Source organism: Mesorhizobium sp. M1227 (assembly GCF_040318315.1).
GTDB lineage: Bacteria > Pseudomonadota > Alphaproteobacteria > Rhizobiales > Rhizobiaceae > Mesorhizobium.
This window is the reverse complement of sequence record NZ_JAMYLZ010000008.1, coordinates 171,041-188,351: the sequence shown is the minus strand read 5'-3', so window position 1 is coordinate 188,351 and position 17,311 is coordinate 171,041. Positions and strand designations below refer to the sequence as shown.

The window sequence follows — 17,311 nt, the reverse complement described above, 5'->3', positions numbered from 1 at the left end:
GTCATTTTTTCCAGTGCGCGGGGTTCGGCCAGGCCGCATCTTCTACTTGGGGCGCGTCGCCGATATGGGTGCGCGCGAGGCCGTATTCAAATTGCCGTGATCGGCGAAGCGCGCTTCTACCTCAAAGTTGCATCGCAATATAGTCAGAAAAGTTGATGGATTGTTGCTTTGTCCGCAAAGATGCGGCCGCAGCATCGGCTGTTGATTGCCAAAACAGCGGCATGGCAGCAAGTGTCAGGATGATTGGACAGATTGCGAATGCCATCTGCTTTGCGAAGCAGCTAGGCCGGACGGCGGGCGGCCTCGGGCTGCTTGCGCGCCGCAAGAAATTCCTTGACCCGCCGGCCCGGCGCCGGCCCGCGCACCGGCTTCAAGCCGTCGTCGAGTTCGCCGGACAGATCGATCGTCGGCCGCTTGCCGACGGCGTCATAATTTTCTTCCAGCCAATCACTGGCTGCGGTGCGGCCGAGGTCGCGCAGATAGGCAAGGAACGCCCATTCGGCATTGACCTTGGACGATGCCGACAGATCCTTGAACGCTTCGTCGGCATCGATGCGGTGCATGCGGATGTCGCGATATTCGCCGTGCGGCAATCGGCCGGCGGCGATCAGTTCCTTGACGAAGGCGATCGAGCGGAATTCGCGCAACAGCCCGGCATTGAAGGTGATCTCGTCGATGCGGTTCTGGATCTCATTGGCGCTCTTCGGCGTTCCCTCGCGGACCACCGGATTGATCTGCACCAAAAGCACGTCCTCGGTGGCCGCCGTCTTGAAGAACGGGAACAATGCCGGGTTGCCGCCATAACCGCCATCCCAATAGGGCACGCCCTTGATCTCGACGGCACGGAACAATTGCGGCAAGCAGGCCGACGCCATCACCGTGTCGAGGTCGATCTCGCCGTCCGAGAAGACGCGCAACTGGCCGGTCTCGACATTGGTAGCGGAAATGAACAGTTCAATCGACTTGCAGGCGCGCACATTGTCGAAATCGATCTCACGTTCGACCACGTCGCGCAGCGGATTGATGGCGAGCGGATTGGCGACATAGGGCGAAAATACCCGAGACATCGTATCGAACAGGAAATAGCCGGGCGTGTTCTCGATCGACCAATTGCCCCAGGCGACGTCCCAGGGCATGCGCTGTACCGGGCTGAAGCGGCCCTTTGCCGCCACCGCACGCCAGAAATCGTCGAGCTTCCGCCGCGCGCCCTCGACACCGCCGCGGACAAAGCCGTCGGCCAGCGCCACGGCATTCATGGCGCCGGCGCTGGTGCCCGAAACCGCCGTTATGTCGAGGCGCCCGTCCTCGAGCAGCCGATCGAGCACGCCCCAGGAAAACGCCCCGTGCGAGCCGCCGCCTTGCAGCGCGACATTGATCTTCTTTGGCTCTTCCGCCTTGCCATTTTTCGGCATGGCGTGGCCCTTGACCGCTGGAAGGCTCACTGAGCGGTCCAGCCGCCGTCGACAGAGATGTGCGTGCCGTTGATCTGCGCCGCCGCATCCGAGCATAGGAACACCGCGGCCGCCGCAACCTGCTCGACGGTGACGAACTCCTTGGTCGGCTGCCTGTCGAGCATGACCTCACGGACCACCGTCTCGCGGTCCATCTTGTTGGCCTTCATCTGGTCGGGGATCTGCGCCTCGACCAGCGGCGTCAGCACATAGCCCGGACAAATGGCATTACAGGTGATCTTGTCGCGCGCCAGCTCCAGGGCGACAGTCTTGGTCAAGCCCATAATGCCATGCTTGGCCGAGACATAGGCCGACTTGAACGGCGAGGCGACAAGGCCGTGGGCCGAGGCGACGTTGACGATCCGGCCGCCACCGGCCTGTTTCATCAACGGGATGGCGGCTGCGATGGTGTGGAAGGCCGATGACAGGTTGATGGCTATGATCGCATCCCATTTCTCGATCGGGAAGCTTTCGACCGGTGCGACATGCTGGATGCCGGCGTTGTTGACCAGGATGTCGACCGAGCCGAATGCCTCGGCTGCCTTCGCCACCAAAGCCCGGCACTCGGCCGGCTTCGACATGTCGGCCTTGACGTAGACGGTCTTCACCTCGTGGTGCTTCGCAATCGCGTCGGCGATGGCGTGATCGTCGGCGGTGTCGGAAAAGGAATTGACGACGACGTTGCAGCCTTCGGCCGCGAGCGCGTGGGCAATGGCCAGGCCGATGCCCGAGGTGGAACCGGTGACGATGGCGGTTTTTCTGGCGGTCAAGGCGGCTTTATTCCTTTCGAGGCGGGCTCCCGTGGAACCATGCTGCACTGCAACATATAGGCTCTCTGTCACCCAAGAACAGCGGATGTGTGGAGCAATGACATGAAATTTTTGTCATGTAGACCTCTCTCGTCCCGACGAGAGAGGTGTTCGGCACCGGCTGTTGCGACCGGTTTTCGCAAGTATGCGAGGGAAAAATCCTCAGGCGACGAGGTCCGGCACCGGCCCGATATAGCGCGACTGCGGCCGGATCAGCCGTCCGCTCGTCTGCTGCTCGCGCGCATGGGCAATCCAGCCGGCGACGCGCCCGGCAGCAAAGACGTTGGTGAACGCCTCTTTCGGAAAGCCCGCCGCTTCCAGCAGGAGCGCTGTGAAGAACTCGACATTGGTCTGGAGCGAGCGCGACGGCTTGGCGATGCGAAGCACTTCGAGCGCCGCTTGCTCCACGCTTTCGGCAAACGCCAGCCGGTGGCCGCTTTCGCCCCTGGCGCCGAGCTGGCGCACCACCGCTTTCAGCACGTCGGCACGCGGATCGCGCACGCGATAGATGCGATGGCCGAAGCCCATGATGCGGCGGCCACGCGCGATCTCGCTACGCAGCCAGCCGGCGGCGTCGCCATGCGCCTCGATCGCATCCAGCATCTCGATCACCGGACCTGGCGCGCCGCCATGCAGCGGCCCCTTGAGCGCTCCGAGCCCGGCCAGCACCGCCGAAGTAAGCCCGGCCTGCGTCGAAGAGACCACGCGCGCGGCGAAGGTCGATGCGTTGAGGCCGTGGTCGCAAACCGTCACGAGATAGGCATCGAGCGCCTTCGCCAATTTAGGCGAGGCCGCAATGCCGGTCAGCATCCGCAGCATGTCGGCGGCATGATCGGCCTTGCTATCGGGCGCAATCGGGCGTTCGCCGCGCTGCAAGCGCAGCAAGGCCGGCGTCAGCACGGCAGGTGCCGCAACCAGCCGCAGCGCGTCCGACAATTTGTCACCATCCGGCAGCAGGGCAATACCGGCGCGCATCGCGCTGTAGATATCGACGGATGTGAGAAACGGCAGCAAGGGTTTGATCTGCTCGAACACTTCGCTGCGCGCCCGACCGATCGCGTTCGCCAGCGCGCTGCCGTCGGGAAGATCGTCGAAAAAGCCGTCGAACAGCAGATGAACCACCTCGGCGTATTTCCAGCGACCTGCCAGTTCGGGCAACGAATGGCCCCGGATGGTCAGGCGGCCACCAAGACCGTCGACATCGGAGAGCACCGTTTCCGCCGCCACAACATCATCGAGCCCATTCGCCATCGGTTTTCTCCTTGACCCTTTCCGGGTGGTAGATAAGGGTTGGTGACTGGACCATCAATCTTGATCAACGGAATCAACATGACAAGGCTGACATGACGGAGTGGCTGACGCGGGACGAAGCCCTGAAGCGTCTCAAGGTGCGAGCCCAGACCCTCTATGCCTATGTCAGCCGCGGGCGCATCGGCGTGCGGCCGGACCGGGCGGATCCACGCCGCAGCCAGTATCGCGCCGACGACATCGCGGCGCTGGCGAGCCGGCGGGCTCGTGGCCGAAATCCGCAGGCAATCGCCGAAAGTGCAATTGCCTGGGGTGAGCCGGCGATCGCCACCACGATCTCGACCGTTTTGCATGGCCGCCTTGTCTATCGCGGCCAGGATGCGGTTGCTCTCTGCGAGGCTGCCACGCTGGAGCAGACGGCAAACCTGCTTTGGGCATCTGACGCACCGGTGTCGTTCGTCTCGGCGAGCCGCCATGGCAACGGCGCAACTGGCCGGCCGGCTGCCTTCGCGGAATTGGCCGCGTTGGCGGCCAACGGCCGGCCTTCGCTCGGCCGAAGATCGGCTTCGCTCAACCACGATGCGGCCGGCGCCATCGCCGCTTTGGCCCAGGCGCTCGGCGCGATTCCCGGAACTGGTGCCGTGCACGAAAGGCTGGCGCGGGGATGGTCGCTCGATGCGGCCGGCGCAGACTTGATCCGCCGCTCACTGGTACTGTTGGCCGATCACGAATTGAACGCATCGACCTTCGCCGCACGGGTCGCCGCGTCCACCGGCGCACCTGTTTCGGCCTGCCTGCTTGCCGGCCTCGCCACGCTCTCCGGGCCGCGTCATGGCGGCGCCGCGGAGGCGGTCATGATGCTGGCGGAAGATGCGCAGAGATTGGGGCCGGACGCGGCTGTCGGACGCTGGCTCGGTCACGACAGGCCGCTGCCCGGATTTGGCCATCCGCTTTATCCCGACGGCGATCCGCGTGCGGAACCGTTGCTGGCCGCGATAGATGTCGATGATGGGCTGTTACGGCTTTGCGATGCGGCCTTTGCGGCAACGGGCATGCGCCCGAACGTCGATTTCGCTTTGGCCGCGCTGACGCGCGGTCTCCGTTTGCCGTCCGATGCGCCGTTCCGCCTGTTCGCGCTCGGCCGCAGCGTCGGCTGGGCCGCGCATGCCGTGGAGCAGGTGACGAGCAACGGCCTGATCCGGCCACGCGCCCGCTACCAGGGACCGCTGCCGGAGCAGCTCTAGTCTAGCCGCGCTGCTTGCGAAGTCTCAGCAGCACCTGAAGGAAGGTCCGACGCTGCACTTCGCCAGCCGGCAGTCAGGACATCGTGTCGAGCTTGCGCTGCATCGCGGCGATCTGCTCCTTCAGCTCCTGAAGGTCGTCGGGTTTTTCCGGCGTTTCCTTCCTGGCCGGTTCGGCCGGCGCTGCTGCCGGCGCCGAGCCCGCGGGCGGGAACGGCGTGAACAGCCGCATGGCGTTCTGGAACATTTCCATGTTGCGCCGCGTCTGCTCCTCCAGCACCTTGATCGGCGTAGCGATCTTCATCATGTCCATCGGCGACTTGCCGAGCGCATCTTTCATCTGCTCGCGAAAGCGCTCCTGCTCCTTCGAGAAGGCCAGCATCGACTGTTCGAGAAAGCTCGGCACGATCATCTGCATCTGGTCGCCGTAATAGGCGATGAGCTGACGCAGGAACGGGATCGGCAGCATGTTCTGCCCGTCCTTGTTCTCCAGCTCGAAGATGATCTGGGTCAGTACCGGATGCGTGATGTCGTCACCGGTCTTGGCGTCCTGGACAGTAAAGTCCTCGCCTCTTTTGACCATTTCAGCGAGATCCTCGAGCGTCACATAGGTGCTGGTGCCCGTATTGTAGAGACGGCGATTGGCATATTTCTTGATAACAATAGGTTCGTCTTTTGCGGCCATCTGCATCCTCCCCGGACACCGGGCAGCTTAAGTAAGCCGCCGGTAACGATTGCGCCTTTTTAAAGGATATGCGCAAAAGCGTCATGAATCCAAGCAGTTTGTGCAGTGCGGGAACATTTTATGCTGCGCAGCACGGACGGGCCGCCGTTGCAGCGACGGGCGGCATACTTGCGGGAGTGGGACGCCATGCCCATTTCGGGTTTGACTCGGGTTGTGGAAAGGGCAAGAAAAGTCCCCGACGGCACCCGAAATCATTCCCCGAAAGCCTGGAGAAGAACATGTCCGCTTCCAACGCCATCGTTGTCGCCAGTGCAGCGCGCACGCCCGTCGGCTCCTTCAACGGCGCCTTCGCCAACACCCCAGCCCATGAATTGGGTGCCGTCGCCGTCAGGGAAGCGCTGGTCCGTGCCGGCGTCGACGGCAAGGAGGTGGACGAGGTCATTCTCGGCCAGATTCTGACCGCGGCTCAAGGGCAGAACCCGGCGCGGCAGGCGGCAATGGCTGCCGGCGTACCGCAGGAGGCGACCTCCTGGGGCCTGAACCAGCTCTGCGGCTCGGGCTTGCGCGCTATCGCGCTCGGCATGCAGCAGATCGCCCAGGGCGATGCAAAAATCATCGTTGCCGGCGGCCAGGAATCGATGTCGATGGCTCCGCATGCGCAACATCTGCGCGGTGGCGTCAAGATGGGCGACTTCAAGCTGATCGACACCATGATCAAGGACGGCCTGACCGATGCCTTCTACGGCTATCATATGGGCAACACCGCTGAGAACGTCGCCCGCCAGTTTCAGATCACCCGCGACGACCAGGACCAGTTCGCACTGGCTTCCCAGAACAAGGCCGAGGCCGCGCAGAAAGCCGGGAAATTCAAGGACGAGATCGTTGCCTTTACAGTCAAGGGCAGGAAGGGCGACACCGTAGTCGACCAGGATGAATACATCCGCCACGGCGCGACAATCGATGCCATGACCAAGCTCAAGCCCGCCTTCGACAAGGAAGGCACGGTGACGGCTGCCAATGCTTCCGGCATCAACGACGGCGCCGCCGCCGTGGTGCTGATGACCGAAGCGGAAGCCGCAAGGCGCGGCATCACACCGCTGGTGCGTATCGTTTCCTGGGCGACCGCCGGTGTCGACCCGCAGATCATGGGGACGGGACCGATCCCCTCCTCGCGCAAGGCGCTGGCCAAGGCCGGCTGGTCGGTTGGCGACCTCGATCTGGTCGAAGCCAACGAGGCCTTTGCCGCGCAGGCCTGCGCCGTCAACAAGGACATGGGCTGGGATCCGGCCATCGTCAACGTCAATGGCGGCGCCATCGCCATCGGCCATCCGGTCGGCGCCTCGGGCGCCCGCATCTTCAACACGCTGGTCTACGAGATGCGCCGCAGAAGTGCCAAGAAAGGCCTTGCCACGCTGTGCATCGGCGGCGGCATGGGTGTTGCCATGTGCGTGGAAGCATTGTGATGAGATAAGCGATACGAATAGGATGCTGGCGCAAAGCGAGTAGGGAAAGAGGGCAAACCCCACCGCTTCAACGCTCAGTCATCTGCATTTCCCGGGAGGACATATGACAAAGGTTGCAATCGTCACAGGCGGGTCGCGCGGCATCGGCGCGGCGATATCGGTCGCCTTGAAAAGCGCCGGCTATTCGGTCGCCGCAAACTACGCCGGCAATGAAGAAGCGGCGGCAAAGTTCAAGGCCGCGACCGGCATCCCGGTCTATAAATGGTCCGTCGCCGACTACGAGGCCTGCGCCGCCGGCATCAAACAGATAGAGGCCGATCTCGGTCCCGTCTCGGTGCTGGTCAACAATGCCGGCATCACTCGCGACGCGATGTTCCATAAGATGACGCGCGAGCAATGGAAAGAGGTCCTCGACACCAACCTTTCTGGCGTCTTCAACATGACGCATCCATTGTGGGGCGGCATGCGCGACCGTAAGTTCGGTCGCATCATCACCATCTCCTCGATCAACGGCCAGAAAGGCCAGGTCGGCCAGGTCAATTATTCGGCCTCGAAGGCCGGCGATATCGGCTTCACCAAGGCACTGGCCCAGGAAGGCGCGCGCGCCGGCATCACCGTCAACGTCATTTGCCCCGGCTACATCGCCACCGAGATGGTCAAGGCAATGGACGAGAAGGTCCTCAACGAGCGCGTCATCCCGCACATCCCGGTCGGCCGTCTCGGCGAGCCGGAGGAGATCGCGCGCTGCGTCGTCTTCCTCGCTTCCGACGATGCCGGTTTCATCACCGGCTCGACCATATCAGCCAATGGCGGCCAGTACGTCGCCTGATCGTTTGTCTTTACGTTGAGACAGATCCGCGCTTGGACGAACGGGCCTGCAAAACGGCCCGTTTCTATAGCGGTCTTCCCGTTGCAAGATCTCGATGCAGCACGCTGCCCCAATCCGGCACGCAAAGGTTAACGGCAAACTCGCAGCTTGTGCAAAAGCCGCCCGGCAGCCTGTGGATTCTCGGTGGAAAAGCTGTTCACGACACAACATGTTGCGGTGAACAAACCAAGAAACTTCAGCTATCGCTGATTCGTCGCCGATTCGTTCCGGCTTTGAGCGGAGCGTTAACGGCGAGAGCTGAAAACACCCGCGAAATGATTAAAGCGCATTAGGAAACATCAATAATTTCATAATGTTGTGCGAAGCAGGTTGGCCAGCCACGACCATTCACCGGCAAAGGTTAACCGCAGTGCTCGCTTGGATGCCGCTTGCATAAATCGGGCCAGTTTCCGTGATTCAGCATGTGGTGAGGTATGCCGACAGAAAACCCAGATGTAGCCGTGAACAAACCCTGAATCAGCGCGAGTCAGTGATTCGTCGCTGATTCGTTCCAGACTCGTTCCAACTGTTAATCGGGAACAGATTTTCTGGCTTCGAACCAACCAATCGGCCTGCCCTCGGCATATTCCGCTTTCGCTTCGCACCCGAAATCCCTATGTGTCGCCTGTCATACGCGGCCAATATGGGCGCGCTCCCGACAATGCGAGGCAGAGAGCCTTATTTCCAGGCCGATGAACATCCATCCGAAACATACTGAACCGCTGATCCTGTCGGGTCGAGACGTGACGGCCGTGCTCGGCCCGACCAACACCGGCAAGACCCATCTCGCCATCGAACGCATGGTGGCGCACGAAAGCGGCGTCATCGGCCTGCCGCTCAGGCTGCTTGCCCGCGAGGTCTATACGCGCGTCTGCGAGAAGGTCGGCGCCCATAAGGTGGCGCTCATCACCGGCGAGGAAAAGATCCAGCCGGCGGGCGCGAAATACTCGGTCTGCACCGTGGAAGCGATGCCGCGCGAGACCGACGCCGCCTTCGTTGCCATCGACGAGGTCCAGCTCGCCGGCGATCTCGAACGCGGACACATCTTTACCGATCGCATCCTGCATCTGCGCGGCCGGCAGGAGACGCTGCTGCTGGGCGCGGCCACGATGCACGGCATCCTGCAGCGCCTGCTGCGGGGCGTGTCGGTGGTGACCCGGCCACGCCTGTCGCATCTTGCCTATGCCGGCTCGAAGAAGCTGACCCGCCTGCCGCGGCGCACCGCGATCGTCGCCTTCTCGGCCGACGAGGTCTATGCCATCGCCGAGCTGATCCGCCGCCAGCAGGGCGGTGCCGCCGTCGTGCTCGGCGCACTCAGCCCGCGCACCCGCAACGCCCAGGTAGCGCTGTTCCAGTCGGGCGACGTCGACTACCTCGTCGCCACCGACGCCATCGGCATGGGCCTCAACCTCGACCTCGACCACGTCGCCTTCGCCCAGAATCGCAAATTCGACGGCTACCAGTACCGCAACCTGACGGCGGCCGAGCTCGGCCAGATTGCCGGCCGCGCCGGCCGGCATCTGCGCGATGGCACCTTCGGCGTCACCGGCCAGGTCGATCCGCTGGATGATGAACTGGTCAACAAGATCGAGGCGCATGATTTCGATCCGGTGAAAGTGCTGCAGTGGCGTACCGCGCATTTCGATTTCGCCAGCCTCGATGCGCTGAAGCGCTCGATCGAGACCAACGCCCCGGTCGAAGGCCTGACGCGCGCGCTGCCGGCAGTAGACGCACAGGCGCTCGAGCATCTGTCGCGCGACGAGGACGTCCGGGCACTCACCACCGATGCCAGGCGCGTGGCGCTGCTGTGGGAAGCCTGCGCGCTGCCCGACTACAGGAAGATCGCGCCGGCCCAGCACGCCGACTTGATTGCCTCCATTTACATGGACCTTGCCAGGCATGGCCATGTCGACGAGAACTACATGGCCGAGCAGGTGCGCCGTGCCGACACCACCGAAGGCGACATCGACACGCTGTCGCACAGGATTGCCCAGATCCGCACATGGACCTTCGTTTCCAACAGGCCCGGCTGGCTGGCCGATCGGGCACACTGGCAGGAAAAGACGCGCGAAATCGAAGACAGATTGTCCGATGCGCTGCATGAGCGGTTGACGAAACGTTTTGTAGACCGCAGGACTTCCGTCCTCATGCGGCGCCTTAGAGAAAACACGATGCCTGAAGCCGAAATCAGCCCAACCGGAACCGTCCTCGTCGAAGGCCATCACGTCGGCGAGTTGCAAGGTTTCCGCTTCACCGCCGACCAGAGCGCCGGCGGCGAAGACGCCAAGGCGGTGCGGGCGGCGGCGCAGAAGGCGCTTGCCGCCGAGTTCGAGGCGCGGGCCGAGCGCTTCGGCGCCTCGGCCAATGGCGACATCGCGCTGGGTTCGGATGGCACGCTGCGCTGGATCGGCGCGCCGATCGGCACGCTGGTCGCCGGCGAAGACGCTTTGAAGCCGCGTCTGGTTCTGCTGGCCGACGAGCAACTCACCGGCCCGGCACGCGACAAGGTTGCGGCGCGCGCCGAGCGCTTCGTAAACTTCCAGATCGAATCCCTGCTGAAGCCGCTGGTCGACCTCAAGAATGCCGAGCAGATCACCGGCATCGGCCGCGGCATTGCTTTCCAGCTCGTCGAGCATTTCGGTCTCATCAACCGTCGCGACATCGCCGACGAGATGAAATCGCTCGACCAGGAAGGCCGCGCGGCGCTTCGCCGTCTCGGCGTGCGCTTCGGCGCCTACCATGTCTTCGTGCCGGCGCTGATCAAGCCGGCGCCGGCCGGGCTGATAACGCTGCTGTGGGCGCTGAGAAACGACGGCAAGGACAAGCCCGGTTTCGGCGATGTCGTTCACGCACTGGCCTCCGGCCGCACCTCGGTGGTCATCGATCCGACCTTCGACAAGACCTTCTACAAGCTTGCCGGCTACCGCAATCTTGGCCGGCGTGCTGTACGCGTCGATATTCTCGAACGGCTGGCCGACCTGATCCGGCCGGCGACCAACTGGAAGCCGGGCCTCGGCCCTCGGCCCGGCGGCGCCTATGACGGCCAGTCCTTCATGGTGACGCCGCCGATGATGTCGATTCTCGGCGCCACCGCCGACGACATGGAAGAAATCCTGAAGGGACTCGGCTATCGCGCCGATGCCAAACCGGCGGCCGAGGTCAAGGCGCGGCTCGAAGCACAGGACAATGCCGCGCGTGAAGCTGCCGCTGCAAAGCAGGCGGCGGAAGAGACTGCGCGCGTCGAGCAGGCGAGGATGGCGGAAGCATCTGCCGCGGCAGAGCCGCCGGCGGAGGCTTCGGAACCTGTGTCGGATGCGGCTCCTGTTGCGGAGGCGGCGGCCGAAGCTGTGACCGAAGCGACGGCAGAGCCTGTCGCGGAAGCTCCAGCCCCTGAAGCTGCGGCAGAAGTCACGCAAGAGACCCGGCCCGCCGCGGAGGCGACTGCTGAAGCGCCTGCGGAACCAGCGGCCGAGCCAACGGCGGAACTTGGGGCGGAAACTGAGGCTGCGGCACCGGCAGAGCCGCCGGTTTCCGACACTACGGAAGCATCGCCGGCCGAACCTGCAGCGACGGCAGGAGCCATCGCCGGCGAAGCTGCTCCAGAAGCCGAGGAGCCAAAACCCATCCTGTTGTGGCGGCAGGGTCGTTTCGACCAGCGCCCGCGTCATCGCCAGCATGACAACCGCCCCCGGGACAATCATCGGGACAATCGCGCGCGCAGTGGTCAAGCTGCGCCGGACAGCCGCAGCGATGCGCCGACAGATGCCGGCGGGCAAGCGACGCCGGGCGACCGGCCCGCCCGTCAGGGGCGCCACGACCAGCGCGACGGCGCCGGCAAGCCACGCTTCGATCGCAGCAAGTTCAAGCCCAGGCCGCAAGGCGAGGCGGCAGAGCAGCGCGCCGGCAAGCCGCAAGGTGAACGCCCGGACCGGCGCGAAAACCGGCCCGACTGGAAGGCTGGCCGGCAGGACGGCAAAGGCGGCGCCCAAGGCGCAAAACCCGCCTTCCAGCCAAAGCCGCGTGAGGAACGCCCGGTCCGCTTCGACCCGGACTCGCCGTTCGCCAAGCTCGCCGCGTTGCGCGACCAGCTGAAGAAGTAAGCTGCTCGTCCAATGGTCACTGATGCCCGCCAGCGCATCGACAAGTGGTTGTTCTTCTCGCGCGCGGTAAAATCGCGCACGCTGGCAGCCAGGCTGGTCGTCGCCGGACGCGTCCGCATCAATCGCGACAAAGCAGCGCAGGCCTCCGACACGGTCCGGCCGGGCGACGTTTTGACCATCACGCTGGAGCGGCGGATCTTCGTCTGGAAAGTCCTTGGCACCGGCGTACGGCGTGGCCCGGCCGAAGAGGCCCGCCTGCTCTACGAGGACATGTCGCCGCCCCCCGCGCCCAAGGGCGAGGCGCTCCCGGATGCGGTGCCGCCGTTGCGCGAGGCCGGCAGCGGTCGCCCGACGAAGAAGGAACGCCGCCAGACCGACCACCTGCTCGGCGACGATTGAGCAAGGTCGAACGCCCGCTTTGCCGGCCTTCCGGAATTCCATTCCGGAAACCGCGGCACCGCTGGCAGGGGCCGCCCTTGCCACCGGCGGACAAAGGCGTTACCTCACCAAAAAAGCCCAACAAAATGGGACGTCCCGGAGCCGACCAATGACCTATGTCGTGACCGACAATTGCATAAAATGCAAATACATGGACTGCATCGAGGTCTGTCCGGTCGACTGCTTCTACGAAGGTGAGAACATGCTCGTCATCCACCCGGACGAGTGCATCGATTGCGGCGTCTGCGAACCGGAATGCCCGGCCGACGCAATCAAGCCCGACACCGAATCGGGTCTCGACAAATGGCTGCAGATCAACACCGAATATGCCGAGAAATGGCCCAACATCACCGCCAAGAAGGAGCCGCCGGCCGACGCTAAAAATTTCGATGGCGAAACTGGCAAGTTCGAGAAATATTTCTCCCCGGAGCCCGGCGAAGGCGACTGACGAGCCTGCCGGCTGCGGCGGCCTGACGCCGCGTAACAGACGTGATACATTAACTGCCTTGACAGGCGGCGACGGCGCGCGGCCTTCGCGCGTGCAGCAAAACCTTGATTCTTCCGACTTTTTGTGTTATATGAGCCAAACATGCCGGTGACACAACGTCGATTTATGGCGCAAACGCCCCAAATCACTGAAAGGTGAATTTCTCAATCCGGACCAGAGCGATCTGGGGCAGGCGGTCGCAATGTTGCGATTTGCCGGTCCTGGCCTTTCCGGTGAGTTCATCGTTGTGTGGCTAAGGACCGGTCACCCCGGTCGCACGAGTTCGGGCCGGCACGATGCCGGTACCACAACAAGGAGTTCAGGGCGTAATGGCAACGATCACCCCGCAGAAGAAGTCCACCGCAGCGCGCCACGGTTTCAAGACCGGCGAATACATCGTTTATCCGGCGCATGGTGTCGGCCAGATCGTCTCGATTGATGAGCAGGAAGTCGCGGGCCACAAGCTGGAGCTGTTCGTCATCGACTTCCAGAAGGACAAGATGCGCCTCAAGGTGCCGGTCGCCAAGGCGACCTCGATCGGCATGCGCAAGCTGTCGGAAGAGGATTATGTCGAGCGCGCGCTGAAGGTCGTGCAGGGCCGCGCCCGCGTCAAGCGCACCATGTGGTCACGCCGTGCCCAGGAATATGATGCCAAGATCAACTCCGGCGATCTGATCTCGATCTCGGAAGTGGTGCGCGACCTTTACCGCGCCGATAACCAGCCGGAGCAGTCCTATTCCGAGCGCCAGCTCTACGAGGCGGCCCTCGACCGCATGGCCCGCGAGATCGCGGCCGTCAACCGCATGTCGGAGACCGAAGCGGTCCGCCTCATCGAGGTGAACCTCAACAAGGGTCCCAAGCGCGGCGCCAAGGCCGACAACGAGGAAGCCGAGCAGGAAGAAGCTGCCTGAGTTTTTCTCGTCTTCGAATTCACAAAAAACCCGGCCTTGCGCCGGGTTTTTTTGTCTTAGCTGACCGGCGACGAGGCATACCTAACCTTCGCCGCCCTCCCTTTCCGCCTCGTGCTTCAGCGTGGCGATGAACCGCTTGGTCCGCTGGCGCTCCGGGTTGCTGAACAGCACCGCGGCCGGGCCTTGTTCGACGATGTTGCCGGCATCGAGGAACACCACTTCCCGCGCGATCTTGGAGGCGAGCCGCAGATCATGCGTCGCCATCACCATGGTCGTGCCCTCGCTGGCGAGCTTGCCGAGCACATCGACCACCTCCTGCGCCAGTTCCGGATCGAGTGCCGAGGTCGGCTCGTCGCAGAGCAGGACTTTCGGCGAAGGCGCCAGCGCCCGGGCAATCGCCACGCGCTGCTGCTGGCCACCTGACAGCGTCGCCGGCCAGGCATCGGCCTTGTGCGCCATGCCGACCTTTTCGAGCAGGGCCAGCGCCCGTTCGCGCGCCCTCTCCTTGGGCCATTTCAGCACCGTCACCAGCCCCTCCATGATGTTCTCGATCGCGGTGCGATGCGGAAACAGCTGGAAATTCTGGAACACCATGCCGGTCTGCAGCCGCAGCCGCTGGATATCCCTGGTCGAGACCCTGCCGCCGGGGCGGAATTCGAGTGCATCGTCGCCGATCCGTACCGTGCCTGAAGTCGGCAGCTCGAGCAGGTTGATGCAGCGCAAAAGCGTGCTCTTCCCTCCGCCCGACGGTCCGACAAGCGCCGTAACGCTGCCTTCCTCGATGGTGACGGTCACGCCCTTCAGCACAAGATTGTCGCCGAAACGCTTTTCAATGTTGGTGAGGCCGATCATGCGCGCGCCTCCAGGAAGCCGCCATAACGGTTGAGCCGCGTTTCCAGCCGCGCCTGCAAGGCCGACAGCACGGAGCTCATGATCAGATAGAGGGCCGCTGCCTCGACATAGAGGATCAGCGGCTCATAGGTGGTGGCGACGATGCGCTGCGCTGCCTGGAACATCTCCGGCACGGTGATGGCGGCGGCGAGCGAAGTGTCCTTGACCAGCGAGATGAAGGTGTTGGACAGCGGCGGCACGGCGACGCGCCCCGCCTGTGGAAGAATGGTGCGCCGCATTGCCTGGGCCCAGGTCATGCCGATCGAATAGGCCGCTTCCCACTGGCCCTTGGGCACCGAACCGATGACGGCGCGGATGATTTCCGATGAATAAGCACCGATGTTCAAGGTGAAGCCGATCAGTGCTGCCGGAAAGGCGTCGAGCAGGATGCCGACCGATGGCAGGCCGTAGAAGATAAGGAACAGTTGCACGAGAAGCGGCGTGCCGCGGAATATCCAGACGTAGAAGCGGACCACGGCGACCAGCGGTTTGGGACCGAACAGCCGGACAAGCGCCACAACCAGGCCTAGGACAAGACCGAACGCAAACGACAGCAGCGTCAGCGGCACGGTGAAGATCAGTGCAGCCCATAGCAGCGTAGGCAGGGATTCCAGCATCAATTGCAGCCAGTGCGGCACGAAGGCTCCTCCTTGCCAGATTGCCGTCGCTCATATCACGCGAAAGCGGCGGGCCGTCAAAAGACAGCTCGCCGCGATATGAACGACGTGGGCCTGCGTTCGGCCCACACGAGAAAGCCGTTTTACTTCGAAACGTCCTGGCCGAAATAGGTGTCGGCGATTTTCTTGTAGGTGCCGTCGGCCTTGATGTCGGCCAGCGCCTTATTGATGGCGGCCACCAGTTCCGGATCGCCCTTGCGCACGATGACGCCGGAATAGTCGGCGTTTTCTTCCTGGGCGGCAATCTTCACATTGGCGTCGGGCTTGTGCTTCTTGAAGTCGAGGAAGGACAGGCTGTCATTGATGGTGGCGTCGGCGCGGCCCGTAAGAAGCAGCTGGATCGACTGGTCGAAGCCGTCGGTGCCGACGAGCTCGGCGCCATTGGTTTCAGCCAGCTTGCCGAAATTCGAGGTCAGCGATTGCGCCGCCTTCTTGCCCTTGAGATCGGCGAAACCCTTGATGTCGGTGTTGTCGCCGCGCACGATCAGCACCGCCTTGGAGGCGATGTAGGGATCGGAGAAAGCATATTTGGCCTTGCGCGCCTCGGTGATGCCGACCTCGTTGATGACGGCATCGTAGCGGTTGGCGTCGAGACCGGCGATCAGCCCGTCCCATTTGCCTTCGAGGAACTGGGCTTTGACGCCGAGGCGCTCGGCGATGGCGCGCGCGATCTCGACGTCGAAGCCGACCAGCGCGCCGGAAGCATCATGATAGGTGAAGGGCGCATAGGTTCCTTCTGTGCCGACCTTGAAGACGCCGGACTGCTTGATCTGGTCGAGATTGGCGCCGGCGTGACCGGCGGCGATGGCCAGAACCTGCAGCGTTCCGGCGATGATGAGCGATTTGAGCCATTTCATTTTTCTGTGATCCGTCCTTGGCCGGTGTCCGGCGTCATTGCGAGTGCCGGAAAATGACAGATGCGCGATGCCAGAATAAGAAACTGAATTTCAAAAATCCCGCGCCCTTGAAATCCAATTCTCAACCAGCATCTCCCGGCGCCATCCGGCTGAGTCAAGGCCGGCGGCGAATCGCCTGGAACAGCGCAATCGACATGACAGTCCGGGGGAACATTCCCCCGCATGGCACGTTCTTCGCTGTTGTAGGGCGCGGCGCCGCCATTTCAACCATCGGCGCCAACTCACGATTCGATCGCACCGCAACGCCTGAAGCAGGAGCGCGGCATGATGGAAGACAGTGCAGGACGGACCATGGTTCGCGCGGCGATGAAAGCCCCTTATCTGGAACGTGACGAAGAGCATCTCCTGGCGCTGCGCTGGAAGGAAAACAATGACCAGCACGCGCTGCACCGCATCACCGTCGCGCATATGCGGCTGGTCATTTCCATGGCGTCGCGGTTTCGCCACTACGGCCTTCCGCTGGGCGACCTGATCCAGGAAGGCCATGTCGGGCTGCTGGAGGCCGCGGCCCGTTTCGAACCCGAGCGCGAGGTGCGGTTCTCGACCTACGCGACTTGGTGGATTCGCGCCTCGATGCAGGACTATATCCTGCGCAACTGGTCGATCGTGCGCGGCGGCACCAGCTCGGCGCAAAAGGCGCTGTTCTTCAACCTGCGGCGTCTGCGCGCCCGCCTGGCAAACGGCGCCGAGCAGACGTCGAATGCCACGCTCTACCGCGAAGTGTCGGCGGCTCTCGGGGTATCGGAAGCCGATGTGGCGATGATGGATTCCCGCCTTTCGGCGCCGGACAGCTCGCTCAACACGCCGCTAGCCGACGATGCGGGCGCAACCGAGCGGATGGAGTTCCTGGTTTCGGATGACCCGCTGCCCGATGAGGTCGTCGGCGATACGATCGACGTCGAACGCCGCTCGGTGTGGCTGAAGACGGCACTCGGCGCTCTCAATGCGCGCGAGCTCAGGATTATCGAGGAACGCCGGCTGAGCGACGAGGGCGCGACGCTCGAAGCGCTCGGCGAGACGCTCGGCATCTCCAAGGAACGTGTCCGGCAGATCGAGGCGCGCGCCATGGAAAAGCTCAAGGCGGCGCTGGTAAAGCAGAATCCGGAATTTCTCGCAGCCTGAATC

The 17,311-nt window shown here is 63.3% G+C and carries 16 protein-coding genes; 8 read left to right on the top strand and 8 right to left on the bottom strand.

Going from position 1 to position 17,311, the window contains the following annotated elements:
• Positions 1–121: 121 nt before the first annotated feature.
• From NKH28_RS13685 to NKH28_RS13670, 4 genes are all read right to left on the bottom strand, one after another.
• Positions 122–265 carry a hypothetical protein gene (locus NKH28_RS13685; RefSeq protein WP_352452504.1) on the bottom strand — a complete coding sequence of 48 codons (144 nt, stop codon included), beginning with the start codon at positions 263–265 and terminating at the stop codon, positions 122–124.
• A gap of 16 nt (positions 266–281) precedes the next feature.
• The gene (locus NKH28_RS13680; RefSeq protein ID WP_352613559.1) at positions 282–1,412 is read right to left on the bottom strand and encodes a patatin-like phospholipase family protein; all 1,131 of its coding nucleotides are present in this window, start codon (positions 1,410–1,412) and stop codon (positions 282–284) included.
• A gap of 26 nt (positions 1,413–1,438) precedes the next feature.
• Positions 1,439–2,221, bottom strand: a complete 783-nt coding sequence (locus NKH28_RS13675) for a 3-hydroxybutyrate dehydrogenase (RefSeq protein WP_352489286.1) — start codon at positions 2,219–2,221, stop codon at positions 1,439–1,441.
• A gap of 201 nt (positions 2,222–2,422) precedes the next feature.
• Positions 2,423–3,511 (bottom strand): citrate synthase/methylcitrate synthase, encoded by a 1,089-nt coding sequence (locus tag NKH28_RS13670; RefSeq protein ID WP_352979181.1) that lies wholly within the window; start codon positions 3,509–3,511, stop codon positions 2,423–2,425.
• 92 nt (positions 3,512–3,603) lie between these two features.
• On the opposite strand from NKH28_RS13670, the gene NKH28_RS13665 reads away from it, so the two are divergent.
• On the top strand, positions 3,604–4,752 hold the full coding sequence (locus NKH28_RS13665; protein WP_352452507.1) for a citrate/2-methylcitrate synthase: 1,149 nt from the start codon (positions 3,604–3,606) through the stop codon (positions 4,750–4,752).
• Between the two features lie 73 nt (positions 4,753–4,825).
• On the opposite strand, the gene phaR is transcribed toward NKH28_RS13665, so the two are convergent.
• Entirely contained in the window at positions 4,826–5,434 is a 609-nt protein-coding gene (gene phaR, locus NKH28_RS13660) for a polyhydroxyalkanoate synthesis repressor PhaR (RefSeq protein ID WP_023678449.1), read from the bottom strand.
• A 278-nt stretch (positions 5,435–5,712) separates the two neighbouring features.
• On the opposite strand from phaR, the gene NKH28_RS13655 reads away from it, so the two are divergent.
• From NKH28_RS13655 to NKH28_RS13630, 6 genes are all read left to right on the top strand, one after another.
• Positions 5,713–6,897 (top strand): acetyl-CoA C-acetyltransferase, encoded by a 1,185-nt coding sequence (locus tag NKH28_RS13655; RefSeq protein ID WP_352452508.1) that lies wholly within the window; start codon positions 5,713–5,715, stop codon positions 6,895–6,897.
• Between the two features lie 103 nt (positions 6,898–7,000).
• Positions 7,001–7,726, top strand: coding sequence for an acetoacetyl-CoA reductase (gene phbB, locus NKH28_RS13650; RefSeq protein WP_352767641.1), 726 nt, complete (start codon positions 7,001–7,003; stop codon positions 7,724–7,726).
• A gap of 731 nt (positions 7,727–8,457) precedes the next feature.
• Positions 8,458–11,865 carry a helicase-related protein gene (locus NKH28_RS13645; protein ID WP_352979179.1) on the top strand — a complete coding sequence of 1,136 codons (3,408 nt, stop codon included), beginning with the start codon at positions 8,458–8,460 and terminating at the stop codon, positions 11,863–11,865.
• A gap of 12 nt (positions 11,866–11,877) precedes the next feature.
• Positions 11,878–12,264 carry an RNA-binding S4 domain-containing protein gene (locus NKH28_RS13640; protein ID WP_352489282.1) on the top strand — a complete coding sequence of 129 codons (387 nt, stop codon included), beginning with the start codon at positions 11,878–11,880 and terminating at the stop codon, positions 12,262–12,264.
• Between the two features lie 148 nt (positions 12,265–12,412).
• On the top strand, positions 12,413–12,751 hold the full coding sequence (gene fdxA, locus NKH28_RS13635) for a ferredoxin FdxA (protein ID WP_292664799.1): 339 nt from the start codon (positions 12,413–12,415) through the stop codon (positions 12,749–12,751).
• 368 nt (positions 12,752–13,119) lie between these two features.
• A complete protein-coding gene (locus NKH28_RS13630) occupies positions 13,120–13,701 on the top strand; it encodes a CarD family transcriptional regulator (protein WP_006327799.1) in 582 nt (193 codons plus the stop codon).
• An 81-nt stretch (positions 13,702–13,782) separates the two neighbouring features.
• On the opposite strand, the gene NKH28_RS13625 is transcribed toward NKH28_RS13630, so the two are convergent.
• From NKH28_RS13625 to NKH28_RS13615, 3 genes are all read right to left on the bottom strand, one after another.
• Positions 13,783–14,553 carry an amino acid ABC transporter ATP-binding protein gene (locus NKH28_RS13625; protein WP_352768303.1) on the bottom strand — a complete coding sequence of 257 codons (771 nt, stop codon included), beginning with the start codon at positions 14,551–14,553 and terminating at the stop codon, positions 13,783–13,785.
• On the bottom strand, positions 14,550–15,230 hold the full coding sequence (locus NKH28_RS13620; RefSeq protein WP_352471183.1) for an ABC transporter permease subunit: 681 nt from the start codon (positions 15,228–15,230) through the stop codon (positions 14,550–14,552). The genes NKH28_RS13625 and NKH28_RS13620 overlap by 4 nt, the downstream gene beginning before the upstream one ends.
• A gap of 122 nt (positions 15,231–15,352) precedes the next feature.
• Positions 15,353–16,126: an amino acid ABC transporter substrate-binding protein gene (locus NKH28_RS13615; RefSeq protein ID WP_352768306.1), complete on the bottom strand. Its 774-nt coding sequence runs from the start codon at positions 16,124–16,126 to the stop codon at positions 15,353–15,355.
• Positions 16,127–16,450: 324 nt separating this feature from the next.
• Here NKH28_RS13615 and NKH28_RS13610 point away from each other — a divergent pair, with 324 nt between their 5' ends.
• Positions 16,451–17,308, top strand: a complete 858-nt coding sequence (locus tag NKH28_RS13610; RefSeq protein WP_254816490.1) for an RNA polymerase factor sigma-32 — start codon at positions 16,451–16,453, stop codon at positions 17,306–17,308.
• Positions 17,309–17,311: the final 3 nt, after the last annotated feature.